Source organism: Photobacterium sagamiensis (genome assembly GCF_050337085.1).
GTDB classification, from domain to species: domain Bacteria; phylum Pseudomonadota; class Gammaproteobacteria; order Enterobacterales; family Vibrionaceae; genus Photobacterium; species Photobacterium sagamiensis.
Window position 1 is genome coordinate 86769 of sequence record NZ_JAKJSP010000016.1, and the last position, 16508, is coordinate 103276.

Consider the following 16508-nt stretch of genomic DNA (forward strand, 5'->3'; position numbering starts at 1 on the left):
CATGAGAAAAATAATAACGACGTTTTTGTTCATACTAACCGTTGCGCTTGTTGGGTGTGGCGGAGGTGGCGGCTCGTCATCGTCCCCAGCTCCATCTCAGCCGATAAAAGCGGCTAAGCAATCTCGTGTGCCACTGACTGTGAGTGATGTATATGAGGTTTATTCAGCTTCTGAGACAAAGTCGCCAAGTGTTTATAATCGGATGGGAACACTGGCGTTCAGCCTTGTGGAAGGTGAACCTTTGGATGTCGTCTCGGTCGATAAGCAGACGGGGATACTGACGTTTATCAATCCAGGCGATGCACGCATTCAGGTGGTGGATACCAGCTCCGTCTATGAAACATCGACGGCAACGTTTCGTGTTCATATTGAACAAGGGGTGAACTATTCACTTTCAGCGGCTCCTAAAATCATCCCTGCAATTGAGCAAACACCCCAGTATATTGTAGCTAGTGAGACCAAAGGTGAAGTGACCTATGAGGTTACGGCTGGCGATGCAATTGTTGCTGTGGATCTTTATAGCGGCAGGCTGACGCCTTTAGGTCCCAGCGGTAGAGCGACCATCCAGGTGTCGGATAGCGGCAACCGTCAGTATAAGCCAACCACGAAAGATGTTGACGTTGTGGTAAAAGCCGTAAATCCGGATAAGTTAGCTTATGCACCTATCACCCGTGAGTATGAAGAGGGGCTGACACTGGATCCGCGACAGCTAAGTGGTGGCGATCAAGGCACATTCCGTTATTCGCTGGCAGAGGGCTTTCAGGATGATGGTATTGTCAGTGTCAATGAGCATACTGGCCAGTTGACGGTACTTAAAGCTGGTAAAGAAGGTGATCTCCCGACCAAAATAAAGGTCATGAATGCGCTGGATGATAGTTTTACGGTGGATCAGCGCGAAGCCTACTTTGACGTGACGATTAAGGTTGCTAAGCGCACTCAACAAATTCAGGTCAGTAATGCGACCGATATCTTTTCACCGAACAAAATTATTCAACCTGTGGTGAATTACGTAAAGGGTAACCTGGTTTACGCCGTCGATGAAAGCGATCGGGATGTGATTGATATCGATCCGGCAACGAAACTGCCGCGTATTGTCGGTGTGGGTGACGCATCTTTAACCGTGACTGATGACGGCAATGGCAATTATCAAACCTCTGAAACCACGTTTACCTATAGTGTTACAAAAGCCGCGCATCCGGGGCTGGCTGATAAAACGATTGAGCAGGCCTATTCGGCCGATCCGCAGCAGAATAAAATGACGCCGGCAATGCCCGGGCAGATGGGTACGATCTCTTTTTCTCTTGAAGGGAGTAGCGATGTAGTCTCTTTTTCTGGTGGGGTCTTAACCGTTAACAAAGTGGGCAGTGTGGTGCTGACGGCGACCGATTCCGGCGGTGATAACTATTCTGAGGGATCGGCGAAGCTGACGGTGAAAGTTAACCCGGGTACCCATCCTGATTTCACTGTTAAGTCAATTAATCAGGTTTATCAATCCGGCTTGTGTATCGAGCTGGATACTAACCTGATTTCTGGCAACTTAGGCGACCTGAGCGTCTTGCCTCATGCGGGTGCCGATCAGCAGGTGGCAACTTACGATAAGGCGAATAACTGTATCAAGGTGGTCAAAGACGGCAGCACCGTCTTTGATGTCATCAGCGGTGCAAGCGAGAACTACCTGGCTTCGACAGCGAAGCTTCTGGATGTCACCATTACCAAGGCGAATTCAACCCTTGCCGTTGCCGGGAATGTCCGTGCGGTTTATTCGCCAACAGGCACCCAGTTGGATTCGCCGACAGTGACAGGGGCGGGTGGAGCACTGACCTATAGCCTGCGATCGGGTTCACCTACCGATGTCGTCGCCGTTGAACCGTCAACGGGCGCGTTGGAAATTAAAAATGCAGGTGCTACAACCGTTGTGGTCACTGATGCGGGCGGTAATGGCGTCAACCCCGGTACAGCAACGTTCTCTGTTCTTATCGACAGGGCGGAAAACCCGGCCACCGTGACGTACCCGGAAACGGTTTATAAGCAGGGTCAGCAGTTTGTACCGGTAATAAAGAACAACGTTACCAGTGTCTCGTTCAGTCAGTATGATGAGAAGAATGCGCCGGTGAAACTGCTTGATACGGCAACAGGTGAGCTGGAGGTTAAAACCGCCGGTAACTATCACCTTTCGGTGGTTGCCGGTAACACGAGAAATTATAACGAGCATAGATTTACCGTCGAAGGTACGGTGAAAAAAGCGCCGCATCCGGGGTTAGCTAAGACATTAATAACGGTAGAATATGCGCCGTTGAAAAAGGTCGCATTACAATCACAATTACCGAAGGCTAAGGGAACACGTAGCTACAGCCTTGGTGATAAAAAAACCAAGGCCTATGTCAAGGTTGATCCGAATTCCGGTGAGCTGACTTTGCTCGATTATGAAAGCTTGGGTAAAACAACGGCAACGATACTGGTTTCAGAAGCGGAAAGTGAAAACTATCTGGCTATGCCGCCAACCTCGATCCTTTCTGCTCCGTCGGTTACGATCACGCCGCCGGAACCTGAGCATGCAACTCGGGATGCGGAATTAGCGCCAACAGGCTCAATACTGGAAAGCAATCTTAACGGTAATGCTCAGTTCAGTAACCTTAAAGAGACAGCGGTACATTTTGCCGGTGTCGGTAATGTACTGAAGTTAACCGATGATGAGCTGCAAAAGTACGGACCGGGCGTTAAATTTTTTGTCAGCATGCAAAAAGTTGGCGAAACTGATATTACGAAAAGAAAAGCCGTTATGTTTTATGCGCTTCGTTTTGACGGTTGTCCATCGGAAGTCAAGTTCTCGACGTTACCAACCTTATTGAAAAATAAGCAGTCTATTGCGATGGATGCGCCGGGGTTCTGTGAGTACGGCGCAACAAATCGTTACCTGACGCTTATTGCCATCGATGACACCCTAACTGAGGGCAACTGGCAACTGGCGAGTCCGTTTGTGATCTACCGCAGTTCCGATCGGTTCTTCTCACCGTCAAGTTTCGGTGGGATCTATGGCGGTGGCGTACCTGGCGTGACCCCGTCCCAGCTTCACGAGTGGGATCGCATGGAATATAACATCAGTAAATAAATCAACATAAAAGAAAGACAAAAGTTTAAGCCCCGGCCATCGCGCCGGGATTTTTTGTATTATCATCTTTGTGCCTTCATCTATTCAGCTTTGCCGGATTGCGTCCGTGTAGCAGAACGCGGTGGCCCAAACATATTCCCGTGATACAGCAAAAGGTCTGCCAGTGGCAGACCTTCATTCATTGTTAGCTCGGTTTACGAGGGGGATGGTAAATACATAGCTTCCAACTCTATTTGGGAATGCTCAAGTAACATCATTAACGTATATATATCGCTATATTTACCAAAAAGCATGGCTTGTCGTAATTAAATTTGAATCCATTATTTAATAAAGGAAATCACCTAATAACCCATCAATTTATAAATTCATAAGATTGTCTAACATAGATTCTTGATTACTAAACCAGAATGTAAACTCTTCTTGTGATTCCAACACTCTAATGTAAGCTGAAAAAAAACCTTTATCTACATTCCTATCAATAAATCCGATAGCTGAGTCTACAGAATCAAAATCTTGAACCATAGATCTAGATAAAATAGTGCAACTAATAAATTTCATATTACCAACCTTTATTTGGGGTGGAGAATATAACTTACAACTACAAACAAATTTATGATCTCAGTCTGATTTTAAAATTTAATTATTAGTGTTTACGACCAACTCATAATTAAATAAAATCAATAGCAGTCTTACATACTCTATTTTTATATTACAAACATAAAAGACATCAAAAAAACGAAAGGCTTATTTGTACGGTGAATGCCAATAAGATTTATATTTGAATAAATGATCCACAAAAGTCAGCTCTATCACTATATTATGTAGCTACGATCATCCATAGTGTAGCTATAAATATGTCAGCTTTGATCTGTTTGTCACGCAAGAAGGCCGCCAAATGCGACCTTTCTGCGATTCGGTTTACGATATTGATGGTTAATCAAGCTATCTATATTTAAGAAGCTTCTTATCCAGCTTATATATTTTGGAACTCACCACAGGTTGTAGAATACACACAGCACCATATATACTTAAAAGTACAAAGAGAAATGTATTTACAACAACGCTGGTAGTTAAAAAAATCGTACACTGGTAGCAAAAGCTCAAAAAATGCCTATATATCCAAGTGAATCCTGCATCTTGAGGTCACTTGGGTATAAGGACATCTTAACGCAGTCGTGGTTCTGTTTTTTGTACAATATTGCGCAATGGGGAAGATATTTTTTGGACCATGTCCCTGTTTAACGAATATTAACTTTCTGTACAACGCACTATAAGTATTTGGTGGTTATTATTTACCAACAGGCGCTAGTCACGCTTTATCATTCAAGGAGCAAGGAATGCAACAGTTAGCTGAAAACATATGGATCGTCGATGGCAAAACAGTTCCGTTTTTGACCCTGCCATTTACCACTAGAATGACCATTATCCGATTACTAAACGGGGATTTATGGCTGCATAGCCCGATAAACTATTCTGAACCCCTTGCTGCACAGATAGCCTGTCTCGGCACGGTTAAATATCTGATAGCACCCAATCATCTTCACCATCTTTTTATTCCCGACTGGCAGGATGCATTTCCTGATGCGCAAACTTTCGGTACCGACGAGCTGATAGAAAAACGCGATGATATTTCGTTTGATGGTTCGCTGAATGAACAGCAGACATTCCCGTGGCAGGATGAAATCTGCCAAGTGATGTTTACGGGTTCACGTTTAATGGAAGAGTGTGTCTTTTTCCACAATTCATCCCGAACCCTTATCGTGACTGACTTGATCGAGAACTTCCCGAAAGAAGGCTTTACTCGTGTACAGCAGTTACTCGCCAAAGGGACGGGCATACTCGCGCCGCATGGAAAAATGCCGATCGACTGGCGGTTAAGTTTTTACTTTGGCAAGGCTAAGGCCAGAGAACACCTGCGGACGATTAAAGCCTGGCAGCCAGAGACTATTGTGATGGCCCATGGTTGCATGATCGAACAAGATGCTCAGAGGTTTCTTGATAAATCATTTAGTTGGCTGGAAAAGGTGAGATAAGTAACGACAGCTTTTTCGCTCGATTGAAAGCAAAAATAAATGATGCCTCTGTTATACATGTCACAGTTCGATTAGGTGAATGTAATAAGATGTGAATTAATTGATCTCAATCATGAGTGCGTCTAAAGATGCATTTAAGATGCCTCATTAAGTGTGGTAACTTAGGTAAAAGCCTGACCTGGGAGTTCATTGGTGGAAAAATTCAGCATATTCAGAACGATGATTTTTCGTGTGTTCTTATTTGTTTTGCTTTCTGTCGGGGGTATCGCACCTGCGAGTGCGTTATTTGTAAGCCCGCCAAAGGATCCTATTCCCCTCATCAAAGAAACATTTCCTGATGCAACAAAAATTGCCGATAAGCAGGGGGAGATCCCCGCCTGGAGCATCTATAAAGATCAAGACATCATAGGTTATGCCTTTGAAACCAATGATATCGCTAAAATCCCCGCCTATTCTGGCGAGCCGGTCAATATGCTGGTCGCCATCGATCCACAAGGAAACTACCTGACCGCCAAAGTGCTGGAGCACCATGAACCGATTATCCTGGCGGGTATCCCGGAAACGAAGTTGTGGGCGTTTGTTGATCAGTACAACGGACTATCGGTGAAAGACAGAATCAAAGTTGGCGGTAACAAGAGTCAGGGATATGTCGCTGTTGATGGTCTGTCAGGCGCAACCGTGACGGTCATGGTGATGAATGTCGCGATTACCAAAGCGGCAAAAAAAGTGGCTCAGTCACTGGGAATTGTTAAGAAGCAGCAAACGGTTATCCAGCCGCCATCGACCATCCATCAAGAAGAATTTACAAAAGCTGACTGGCATCAGTTAACGGGTGACGGTTCGATACGAAAAGTCTACCTGACCAATGAAAAAATCGATGAAGCCTTTGTTGGAACCGAGGCTGAATATATTGATAGTGCGCCTGCTGAACAAAAGCAGGATATGTTTGCTGAAATCTATTTTGCGCTTGCTGACGTACCAACAATCGGGCGAAATCTGTTCGGCGATGCCGACTATGAATGGTTAGTGAAATCACTGAAACCGGGTGAGCATCTGGTGGCAGTATTGGGTAATGGCTACTCGTTTAAGGGATCGGGTTATGTGCGGGGCGGGATCTTCGATCGTATCCAGATCCATCAGAACGAGAATGCAATTTCATTTCGTGATCTCGACCACAACCGTATTACGGATCTGTATATTGCAGGGGCACCGAAGTTCAAAGAAATGTCGGTGTTCCGGATTCAGGCGCATCATGAACTTGACCCCGGTGCAAGCTGGCAGTTTGAACTGTTAGTGCGACGCCAGACTGGCCCGGTTGATAGTCTGTTTACCAGCTTTAAAGGTAGCTACGACATGTTGGGAAAATATGTCGATACGCCGCCAGCGATTGTGCCCGAGCCGGAGTTATCCCTGACCCAGCAGGTATGGAAAGAGCGCCAGCTTGAGGTGGTTATACTCCTGGTTTTACTGGGTGTCTTGCTGTTGATTCTGTTCTTCCAGGATGTGCTGGTTCGTCATCCCACCTTTATGCATAACTTGCGTCATGGCTTCCTGGCGGTAACGGTGGTGTTTATCGGCTGGTCATGGGGCGGGCAGTTGTCGGTGGTGAATGTCTTCACCTTTTTACAGGCCTTGATGAGTGACTTTTCCTGGGATCTTTTCCTGCTCGATCCGATTATTTTTATCCTGTGGTGTGCAGCAGCGGTCACCATTATACTCTGGGGACGTGCGGTTTATTGTGGCTGGTTATGCCCGTTTGGTGCCTTGCAGGAGCTGGTCAATCAATTTGCCCGGCATTTCAAAATCCCTCAATATGAATTGCCGTATGCCGTGCATGAACGTTTGTGGGCAATCAAATATCTTATCTTATTAGGCCTGTTCGGGATCTCTCTTGATTCGTTAGCAATGGCTGAGCAGTTTGCCGAAATCGAACCGTTTAAAACCACCTTCCTGTTGAAATTTGATCGTGAATGGCCATTTGTCGCCTGGGCCGCCTTCCTGATCTTGCTGAATCTGTTTAACCGAAAAACCTTCTGTCGTTACCTGTGTCCATTAGGCGCCGCACTGTCGGTCAGCAACAGTGTCCGTTTATTTAATTGGTTAAAACGTCGCCCTGACTGCGGCACACCCTGTAAGACATGTGCGAAAGAGTGTGAGATCCAGGCAATCCAGCCCGATGGTGTGATCAACATGCGTGAATGCCATTACTGCCTAGACTGCCAGGTTACCTATTACAACGAAGAAAAATGTCCGCCACTGAAGAAACTGGCGCGAAAGAAACGTAAGAATACTGAGCTGGAAATTCCAGTGGTTGTTACCGAATAAATACCGAGTAGTTACTGAATAACAAGGAAAATAATCAGAAATATAATGCAGTTTTCGTAAATAACCCTACTAGTATAAATATCGTGGTCGCGTAAATAATAACGGTATGGAGAGCCAACTATGAGTGATAACAAGAACAATGATCAGATAGAACACCATAACGACGATACATTGCCAAACAAAGAACGACGTAAATTTTTCGGTAAAACAGCAGCGGTAGGTATTGGCGCGGCAGTCGCCCCAATGTCAGCCGCGATGTTTGCCTCAATGGCGCAAGCCAAGGCAGCAGAAGCGGGTAACAGCCCGTTTGTTCATCCTGGGGATCTGGATGAATACTATGGTTTCTGGAGCGGTGGCCATTCTGGTGAAGTGCGTATCATGGGCTTGCCATCCATGCGTGAATTAATGCGTATCCCTGTATTTAACATTGATAGTGCAACGGGATGGGGTATCACCAACGAAAGTAAGCGTATCAAAGGCGACAGTGCCCATCTGCTGACGGGAGATTCTCACCATCCCCATATGAGTATGACGGACGGCAGATACAATGGTAAATACGTTTTCATTAATGACAAAGCTAATACACGTGTCGCACGTATTCGCTGTGATGTAATGAAAACGGACAAGATGATCACCATTCCGAATGTTCAGGCTATTCACGGATTACGGGTACAAAAAGTACCAGAGACTAAGTACGTGATCTGTAACGGCGAATTTGAAATTCCGATGAACAATGACGGCAAATCATCATTGGAAGATGTCAGCACATACCGTTCATTGTTTAACGTGATTGATGCCGAGAAGATGGAAGTGGCATTCCAGGTGATGGTTGATGGCAACCTTGATAACACCGATGCCGACTTCGATGGTAAATACTTCGCGTCGACCTGCTACAACTCTGAAATGGGGATGACGCTGGGTGAAATGATCACGGCTGAGCGAGATCACGTTGTTGTTTTCAATCTGGCGCGCTGTGAAGCAGCATTGAAAGCGGGTGAATTCAAAACTTACAATGACAATGATGTTCCTGTTTTAGATGGCCGTAAAGGTTCTGAACTCACTCGTTACATCCCTGTACCAAAATCACCGCACGGACTGAATACATCTCCAAACGGCAAGTACTTTGTTGCTAACGGTAAACTTTCGCCAACAGTTTCTGTTATTGCAATCGATAAGCTAGACGCTCTGTTCGACGACAAAATCAAACCACGTGACACTATCGTTGCAGAGCCTGAGCTAGGCCTCGGTCCTCTGCATACTGCCTTTGATAACCGTGGTAATGCCTATACGACTTTGTTCCTTGATAGCCAGATTGCGAAGTGGAACGTAGAAGATGCAATCAAAGCTTACAATGGCGAGAAGGTAAACTACATCCGCCAGAAGCTGGATGTGCATTATCAACCAGGACATAACCATACCTCCCAGGGTGAAAGCCGTGATGTCGATGGTAAATGGCTCGTTTCTCTTTGTAAGTTCTCTAAAGACCGTTTCTTGCCTGTCGGTCCGTTACGCCCTGAGAATGATCAGCTGATTGATATTTCTGGTGATGAGATGAAGCTGGTTCATGATGGCCCGACGTTTGCGGAACCCCATGACTGTATGATTGTTCACCGTAGCAAGGTGAAGCCTAAGAAACTCTGGACACGTGATGATCCGATGTTTGCCGAAACAGTTGCTATGGCGAAAAAAGACGGTGTTGACGTGATGACTCAAAACAAAGTGATCCGTGATGGTAATAAGGTGCGTGTTTACATGACATCGGTTGCACCTAATTTCGGGATGAATGAGTTTAAAGTTAAGTTAGGTGATGAAGTGACGATGGTAATCACCAACTTAGACATGGTCGAAGACGTCACACATGGCTTCTGTATGACTAACCATGGTGTTCAGATGGAAATTAGCCCACAGGAAACGTCGTCCGTTACCTTTATTGCCAATAAGCCCGGGGTTCAGTGGTACTACTGTAACTGGTTCTGTCATGCGCTACACATGGAAATGCGAGGCCGTATGCTGGTTGAGGCTTGACGTTCTGCTTCGGTATAGCCTGAGTCGGTAACCTGACCGACAAAGTGCCAGCCAGACTGGCACTTTGTCACCTTTCTCTATTTAGTCTGGTCATTATGTCGCTTATTTATCATGAAGCAAAATCATCATGACTGGCCCTTTGTATCATCATCTTTGTGCCTTCATCTTTTAAGTCGTAGCAGGGAAGTTAAAACAATCGATGATTAAACCATTAATTACACTACTTATTCTTTTTTGTCTGCAGCCGGTGGTGTTTGCCAAAACCTACCAGGTGACGGTTGACGACAACTTGCAAGTGATGCTGGATGCGGCATCGGATGGCGATGTGGTGTCACTGGCCTCCGGTGAGTATTTGGGTAACTTTGTTCTTCGCCAAGCCATCACCCTGACAGGTAATAATAAGGCCACCATCAATGCGGGAGGGCAGGGGCATGCCCTGTTGCTGAAAAGCTCAGATATCCTGATTGAGGATCTGAACATCATTAATTGGGGCAGTGATCTAACCGAGCAAAATGCCGGTATCTATTCCGACAAGCAAGCCAATAACCTGACCATTCGCAACAATAAACTGCAGGGTGACGGTTTCGGTATCTGGTTACAAGGCGGGAAACATATCAAAGTTGAGGGTAACCAGGTTGAAGGCAATCCCACGTTGCGTTCGGCCGACAGAGGCAACGGTATTCAGTTGTCAAAAGTCGAGGACGTTGAGGTCACCGGTAATACGATCAGCAAAACCCGGGATGGCTTGTATATTATCGCCAGCCAGAATAATATCTTGAAAAACAATACCATGCACGATCTGCGATATGGTATCCATTATATGTATTCCCATAGTAACCAAGTGCTCAACAATCTGGCGTATAACACGCGGGCGGGATATGCATTGATGAGTTCTCGAAAACTGACGGTATCCGGTAATGAAAGCCGAGACAGTGAAGACTACGGTTTTTTGATGAATTTTATTACCTATTCCGATATCAGCCATAACCGGATAAAGAATGTCTGGACCAAGCCTGAAAACAAAGTCCTGGGGCGTGACGGTAAGGGGTTGTTTGTCTATAACTCAGGTTACAACACCATCAGCTACAACAGCATCGATACCGCTGAAATTGGTATTCACCTTACGGCGGGATCGGAAAATGTCAAAGTCTTCGGCAATAGCTTTATCAATAACCCGGTGCAGGTGAAATATGTCTCTAACCGGGAGCAGGAGTGGAGCCAGGACGGCATTGGCAATTTCTGGAGTAACTACCTTGGCTGGGATCTGAACAACGATGGCCGCGGGGATACCCCCTTTGAGCCCAATGACGGGATCGATAAGTTGATGTGGAAGTATCCGGAGGTCAGAGTCCTGCTCGATAGTCCGGCAATCCTGATGTTGCGTTGGATACAAAAACAATTTCCGGTACTAAAACCCGCAGGGGTAAGAGACAGCTTTCCACTAATGACAGTACCGTCTGCACCGGAAAAACATTTATCTGTAAATCAGCCACCTATAAACAACCAGGCTGCGGGGTAACAGCATTACTATGACCTCTTCAAAAAAAGCGACCTCTCCAATTGTTTCATTACACAATACGAGCAAACACTATCAGCAGGTTGAAGCGTTGAAAAATATCAACCTTCACCTGGCTGCCGGTGAAGTGCTTGGCCTGTTTGGCCATAACGGGGCCGGCAAAACGACGATGATGAAACTTATCCTCGGCGTTATCGGAGCCAGCCAGGGAGAAGTGACGATCTTTGGTGTTGATCCACAGTCAAAGCAAGCCTGGCACAGCCGTCGGAAAATTGGTTATCTGCCGGAAAATGTTAGTTTTTATGATCACCTTACCGGACTGGAAGTACTGACTTATTTTTCTCGATTAAAATCGGTGAACAAAAACCAGGTAATTGCATTACTGGAACAGGTCGGGTTGACGGCAGCCATGAACCGCAAGGTGAAGACCTATTCAAAAGGCATGCGGCAACGACTGGGTTTAGCCCAGGCCTTTTTGGGTGATCCTAAATTATTGTTGCTTGATGAACCCACTGTGGGTCTTGATCCCATTGCGACCAAAGAGTTTTACCAGACGGTTGATCGCCTTAAGAGTAACGGTGCCAGTATTATCCTGTGCTCCCATATCCTGTCGGGCGTGGAGCAGCACATAGACAGGGCGATGATTTTATCGGGTGGTAAGTCGCGGGCAATAGGAACCCTGGCACAACTGCGCGAACAGGCCCGCTTGCCTGTGGCTATTCATACCAAGGGGCTTAACGGCGAACTTCGGGGTGATCCGGCCCTTAATGAATTGCTGGTTAATGACAATCAGTTACTGGTTCCGGAAACCGATAAACTGGCTGTTATGCGTAAACTGCTCAGTTATGATCATATCAGTGATCTTCACGTGGAACCGGCCAACCTGGATCAGCTCTACCAGTATTATCTCAATAATTACGGAGCCTCCCTCTCAAATAAACAAGAAGCAGCTAATAAACAAGAAGAGTCAAATAAACCAGAAGCCTTAAGTAAACCTGAAGCATTCGATAAATCGGAGGCATTAAGATCATGAATCCAGTTTTTGCTGTTGCGATAAAAGAGTTTCAGGATGGGCTCAGAAACCGCTGGCTGATTTCCATTACCCTTATTTTTGCGGTGCTCTCTTTGGGACTGAGTTATTACGGCTCGGTCGCATCCGGGCAACTGGGTGTGGCGTCTTTATCATCGACGATTGCCAGTCTGTCTAGTCTCGCGGTATTTCTTATTCCGCTTATTGCGCTTCTTCTAAGTTACGACAGCTTTGTCGGCGAGCAGGAATCCGGCACCTTGCTGCTGTTATTAACCTACCCGATCAGCCATAGCCAGCTGTTATTCGGTAAATTTTTAGGACAGGGTGCTATCATTACCCTGGCAACCTGCCTCGGTTTTGGCAGTGCCGCTTTCTTGCTGGCGATACAGTCTGATTTCGTTAATGTCGTACCGGCATTCAGCCTGTTTATTCTCACCGCAACCCTGCTGGGGCTCTGTTTTATCGCGATTGCCTATGTGATCAGCTTGTCAGTGTCAGAGAAGTCCAAAGCGGCAGGTATTGCATTAATGATCTGGTTCTTCTTTGTTCTGGTCTTTGATTTGGCGTTGCTGGCCATTCTTGTCGGGGTTGAAGAGGGATTAACGCAACAGCACTTGGTACAGCTGATGATGTTCAATCCGGCCGATTTGTTCCGGTTGATTAATCTGGCGGCGTTAGATACCGGTGATGTTAGCGGTGTGCTGGCTGTTGCCATCGACGAAAGCCGTTCGCCAGCGACCTTGTTGCTGATGATGGGTGGCTGGGTTGTGGCACCGTTGGCGGTCGCCTCTTTAGTATTTAAATACAAAAAACTGTAGAAACAAGAAACTTTACCAATAAAAACAACCAATTAGTTTGTAACCATTTAGTAAGGAAACCATAATGCAAAGATTACATTCACTAAGGATTATCAGTGTTGCCATGATGCTGGTACTGGGCGTTGCCTGCAGCGAGGAATCATCAGAAAAAGCCATGGTGCGCCAGGCCGTTGCCATAGAGCAGGCTGATGAATGTCACCTGTGTGGCATGATCATCAGCAATTACCCGGGCCCTAAAGGCGAGACCTATAACAAATCATCTGACTCGGTCAGTAAGTTCTGCTCAACCCGTGATTTATTCAGTTTTGTCCTGCAACCGGAAAACACCCGTCAGGTTAAGGAAATCTATGTTCATGATATGAGCAAAACGCCCTGGCAACGTCCGGAAGACGAGTATTTCATTGATGCCCGAGAGGCCTGGTATGTGATCGGCTCTGAGAAAACAGGTGCGATGGGTAAAACCCTGGCCAGTTTTGGCCAAAAAGCCGATGCCGAAGTCTTTATTAAAGAGTTCGGAGGCAAGCTATATAGCTTTGAAGAAATAACGATTGATGTGCTGTAAAGACGATAAGTGATGCTTCACTAATAAAAAAACGCCATCAGTAGTTAACTGACGGCGTTTATAGCAAGAAGACTATGCGTTGCTAGTGTTCTCGGTGCAAAGGCAAAAAAGCCTTAGTGCATACGTCTTGGGCCATTACGGACAAGATCTTTACCATTATCGTAAACGTCTTGAGTAACCCAACGTGCCAGAATAAGTTGCTGTTTATTATCGAATACTGCAACGAAATGGCGGCCATCTGAATTATTGGTTGCCATGCCTACACCTGCAACGTCTTTTAAACCCAGACCACCATTTTCAATAGACAATAGAAAACGCTCTAGTTCTTCCAGGTTACCTATTACATCAAGCTCATTATTCATAACTTCAACACTCTTTCTTACTTAGCAAGTCCACCCGCTTTTTGCAGCATACGGTGCTGTCTCACCATTTAATGGCGGATAAAGCTGGCGGCTTAAAATTTTTTGAATCACTACCGTTTACCAAGGGACATTAAAGCCTTTAGAGGTAATGTATTGCGTACTTTACAGGTGATAGAAGATGATTGGAACCATGTTTGTGGCGACTGCTGTAAAACTATCAATGCATCAAGGAGCTCTTCTGGCTGCATTATGCTTACTACTCTTGCACGATGAAAAAAGGGCATGTCAACTAGGACTAGCCCCTGTTATGGCGCTAGCAAATTGAACAAAGCTTAAGCCGCCGTGGAAACTGCAGGGACTCGACGGAACTGAAATCGCACAGTTTAGGAGCATTTCAAAAGAAACTGTTCGAAGCCAAATAAAACAGATTTTGCGAAAGACCCGTTCTCGCCATCAAAATCAATTAATTGCGAAATATTATCAGGGCGAACTATCAAAATAACTAACACCTATTGATTCTTCATTACGTTATAGCATGATACTTAAGAAGGCTCGGTTTCAAAGTTAGTTTGATTAAGGTTAGATGTGAATTGATTTTTCGATCTCTCAATTTACTTTTCCTAATACCAAACAGCTTAGTTAGAGTGTTAGATCTAACATTGAAAATGTGTCAGCAAAAAAATACATCCAAATCCAATTTAGCCGTCCGGCCAACGGTCTATGTTCTATACTGATAAAAAATAACACAGTGGATTAGTGTTTGAAAAACATCTCAAAAATGCATAAAAAAACGTTAGGCAGGGATGATTTCCACGCCCTGTTTGATGTGTTGCATGCACTTGATTACAAGATTGTCGGGCCGGTGGTTAAAGATGGCGCGATCGTCTTTGAGCGCGTCACTTCTCCCCGGCAGCTTGCCGCAGGCCTGATTGATGAACAATCCCCCGGTAGCTACCAGCTGACAGCAAGTGATTCACCGCGCTATTTTGACTGGAATACCGGCCCTCAGGCGTTAAAGCCATTTCTTTTCAAGCCCCGGCAGACACTATGGATCTGTGATGTCGATGACCGCAACCTGGTTTTTAACCAATGCACGGTTGAAGCCGAAAAGTTGGCGTTTATTGGTGTAAGAGCCTGTGATTTAGCTGCGCTGGCCCTCCAGGACAAACACTTTTTGCAAGGCCCTTATCAGGACGGATTTTACCAGGCACAACGAGAACACATGCTGATCGTGGCGGTCAATTGCAGCCGGAGCGGCAATCAGTGCTTTTGTGTTTCGACCGGAGACGGCCCCGAGGCCAGCTTTTATTATGACATTGTGCTCGATGAACTCGATGAAGGTTTTTTGCTCGACGGCGGCAGCGAAAAAGGCCAGCAAGTGATGGCGCAACTTCCATTGACACTTGCTACCGCCGCTCAGCAGAGCAGAGCCGAACAGCAAGTGAAATTAGCGGCAGAGGCCCAGAAAAAAAAGATGCCGAGAAAATCCCTGCTGGCCGGTTTGGTTAAGGTTTTGGACAGCGAGCGTTGGCAGGCGGTGGCTGAGCGCTGTTTGGCTTGTGGTAACTGTACCCTGGTTTGTCCTACGTGTTTTTGCAGCAAGCAGGAGTCAGAAAGCGACATCAGCTTAGCGAGTGCTTCGCAAGTCAGGTTATGGGATTCCTGCTTCAGCGAGGATCACAGCTATATTTTTGGCAAAACAGTTCGTCCGACAATTGCTTCACGCTATAAGCAGTGGCTAATCCATAAGTTGGTGGCCTGGCAGCAGCAATACGGGCGTTCAGGGTGTGTCGGCTGCGGCCGCTGTGTCACCTGGTGCCCGGCTGCCATTGATTTGGTTGAAGAAGCACAGTTGTTGGTTAACGAAGTTAATGGGAGCGAAGAAAAGACTGATAACGGAGGACACGGATGACCAAGGCGATGCCCATACCGGCCACCCTGATAAACATGACAGAAGAAATTCCTGGCATTGTGACGTTGTCACTAAAGCTTGAAACGGATGCCCCGTTTGAGTGCCATTACGGCCAGTTCAACATGCTGTATCTGTTCGGCGTCGGCGAGGTGGCAATTTCAATTATGGGGTGGAAGGAGGGTGTGCTGCTGCATACCGTCCGTGCCGTCGGGCGAGTGACGCAGGCACTCACGGCCATCAAGATCGGGCAGCAAATTGGCCTTCGAGGCCCCTTTGGCAATGGCTGGCCGCTGACGGAAGCCATTGCCAAAGATTTGGTGTTTATTACTGCCGGGCTGGGGTGTGCTCCTGCTGTTGCGGCGATAAACCATGCGATCACGCATCGTCAGAATTATCGTAAAATCGTGATCCTGCAAGGGGTTAAACATCGTGAGGATTTGTTGTGGAAACAACAGTATGACACCTGGCGTGATCATCATAACTGCCAGGTATTGCTGGCCGCCAGCGAGGAGAAAAAAGGCAAAATGCACTGGCGGCTGGGTTTGGTTACCGAGCTGCTTAAAAATGCGGATTTTGATATCGACAACTGTGTCGTCATGATGTGCGGTCCTGAAATTATGATGAAGGCGGCGATCAAGCAGCTCGCCGGGCTTGGTGTTGCCGATGATGCTTACTATTTAAGCATGGAACGTAACTTTCAATGCGGTCAGGGATTTTGCGGACACTGTCAGATTGGCCCGTATTTTGTGTGTAAGGACGGGCCGGTATTTCATTTCCCTGCCATCAAGCCCTGGTTTGGACTGGACGGATTTTGAT

At 46.3% G+C, this 16508-nt stretch carries 12 protein-coding genes; 10 read left to right on the forward strand and 2 right to left on the reverse strand.

The features are described 5' to 3' along the window. Position 1: 1 nt before the first annotated feature. Positions 2–3109 (forward strand): cadherin repeat domain-containing protein, encoded by a 3108-nt coding sequence (locus L4D76_RS07035; RefSeq protein ID WP_428440206.1) that lies wholly within the window; start codon positions 2–4, stop codon positions 3107–3109. Positions 3110–3466: 357 nt separating this feature from the next. On the opposite strand, the gene L4D76_RS07040 is transcribed toward L4D76_RS07035, so the two are convergent. Next, a complete protein-coding gene (locus L4D76_RS07040; protein ID WP_428440207.1) occupies positions 3467–3667 on the reverse strand; it encodes a hypothetical protein in 201 nt (66 codons plus the stop codon). Between the two features lie 779 nt (positions 3668–4446). On the opposite strand from L4D76_RS07040, the gene L4D76_RS07045 reads away from it, so the two are divergent. From L4D76_RS07045 to L4D76_RS07075, 7 genes are all read left to right on the forward strand, one after another. Continuing rightward, entirely contained in the window at positions 4447–5142 is a 696-nt protein-coding gene (locus L4D76_RS07045; protein ID WP_428440208.1) for a DUF4336 domain-containing protein, read from the forward strand. Between the two features lie 192 nt (positions 5143–5334). Beyond that, a complete protein-coding gene (gene nosR, locus L4D76_RS07050; protein ID WP_428440209.1) occupies positions 5335–7467 on the forward strand; it encodes a transcriptional regulator NosR in 2133 nt (710 codons plus the stop codon). Between the two features lie 120 nt (positions 7468–7587). Then, positions 7588–9492, forward strand: coding sequence for a TAT-dependent nitrous-oxide reductase (gene nosZ / locus L4D76_RS07055; RefSeq protein ID WP_428440210.1), 1905 nt, complete (start codon positions 7588–7590; stop codon positions 9490–9492). A 199-nt stretch (positions 9493–9691) separates the two neighbouring features. Beyond that, positions 9692–11011, forward strand: a complete 1320-nt coding sequence (locus L4D76_RS07060) for a nitrous oxide reductase family maturation protein NosD (RefSeq protein ID WP_428440211.1) — start codon at positions 9692–9694, stop codon at positions 11009–11011. 10 nt (positions 11012–11021) lie between these two features. Next, a complete protein-coding gene (locus tag L4D76_RS07065; protein ID WP_428440212.1) occupies positions 11022–12041 on the forward strand; it encodes an ABC transporter ATP-binding protein in 1020 nt (339 codons plus the stop codon). After that, positions 12038–12856 (forward strand): ABC transporter permease, encoded by an 819-nt coding sequence (locus L4D76_RS07070; protein WP_428440213.1) that lies wholly within the window; start codon positions 12038–12040, stop codon positions 12854–12856. The genes L4D76_RS07065 and L4D76_RS07070 overlap by 4 nt, the downstream gene beginning before the upstream one ends. Positions 12857–12920: 64 nt before the next feature. Continuing rightward, the gene (locus L4D76_RS07075) at positions 12921–13418 is read left to right on the forward strand and encodes a nitrous oxide reductase accessory protein NosL (protein ID WP_428440214.1); all 498 of its coding nucleotides are present in this window, start codon (positions 12921–12923) and stop codon (positions 13416–13418) included. A 113-nt stretch (positions 13419–13531) separates the two neighbouring features. On the opposite strand, the gene L4D76_RS07080 is transcribed toward L4D76_RS07075, so the two are convergent. Then, positions 13532–13780 (reverse strand): hypothetical protein, encoded by a 249-nt coding sequence (locus L4D76_RS07080; RefSeq protein ID WP_428440215.1) that lies wholly within the window; start codon positions 13778–13780, stop codon positions 13532–13534. Positions 13781–14540: 760 nt separating this feature from the next. Here L4D76_RS07080 and L4D76_RS07085 point away from each other — a divergent pair. Together L4D76_RS07085 and L4D76_RS07090 are read left to right on the forward strand one after the other, a co-directional pair. After that, positions 14541–15692 carry a 4Fe-4S dicluster domain-containing protein gene (locus L4D76_RS07085; RefSeq protein WP_428440216.1) on the forward strand — a complete coding sequence of 384 codons (1152 nt, stop codon included), beginning with the start codon at positions 14541–14543 and terminating at the stop codon, positions 15690–15692. Continuing rightward, positions 15689–16507 carry an FAD/NAD(P)-binding protein gene (locus L4D76_RS07090; protein ID WP_428440217.1) on the forward strand — a complete coding sequence of 273 codons (819 nt, stop codon included), beginning with the start codon at positions 15689–15691 and terminating at the stop codon, positions 16505–16507. Before L4D76_RS07085 ends, L4D76_RS07090 begins: the two co-directional genes overlap by 4 nt. Position 16508 lies beyond the last annotated feature (1 nt).

Coding starts and splice junctions, on each gene's coding strand:
- L4D76_RS07080 (WP_428440215.1), bottom strand. CDS start 13,780: ATGAATAATGAGCTTGATGTAATAGGTAACCTGGAAGAACTAGAGCGT.
- L4D76_RS07060 (WP_428440211.1), top strand. CDS start 9,692: ATGATTAAACCATTAATTACACTACTTATTCTTTTTTGTCTGCAGCCG.
- L4D76_RS07070 (WP_428440213.1), top strand. CDS start 12,038: ATGAATCCAGTTTTTGCTGTTGCGATAAAAGAGTTTCAGGATGGGCTC.
- nosZ (WP_428440210.1), top strand. CDS start 7,588: ATGAGTGATAACAAGAACAATGATCAGATAGAACACCATAACGACGAT.
- L4D76_RS07075 (WP_428440214.1), top strand. CDS start 12,921: ATGCAAAGATTACATTCACTAAGGATTATCAGTGTTGCCATGATGCTG.
- L4D76_RS07090 (WP_428440217.1), top strand. CDS start 15,689: ATGACCAAGGCGATGCCCATACCGGCCACCCTGATAAACATGACAGAA.
- L4D76_RS07065 (WP_428440212.1), top strand. CDS start 11,022: ATGACCTCTTCAAAAAAAGCGACCTCTCCAATTGTTTCATTACACAAT.
- L4D76_RS07035 (WP_428440206.1), top strand. CDS start 2: ATGAGAAAAATAATAACGACGTTTTTGTTCATACTAACCGTTGCGCTT.
- L4D76_RS07045 (WP_428440208.1), top strand. CDS start 4,447: ATGCAACAGTTAGCTGAAAACATATGGATCGTCGATGGCAAAACAGTT.
- L4D76_RS07040 (WP_428440207.1), bottom strand. CDS start 3,667: ATGAAATTTATTAGTTGCACTATTTTATCTAGATCTATGGTTCAAGAT.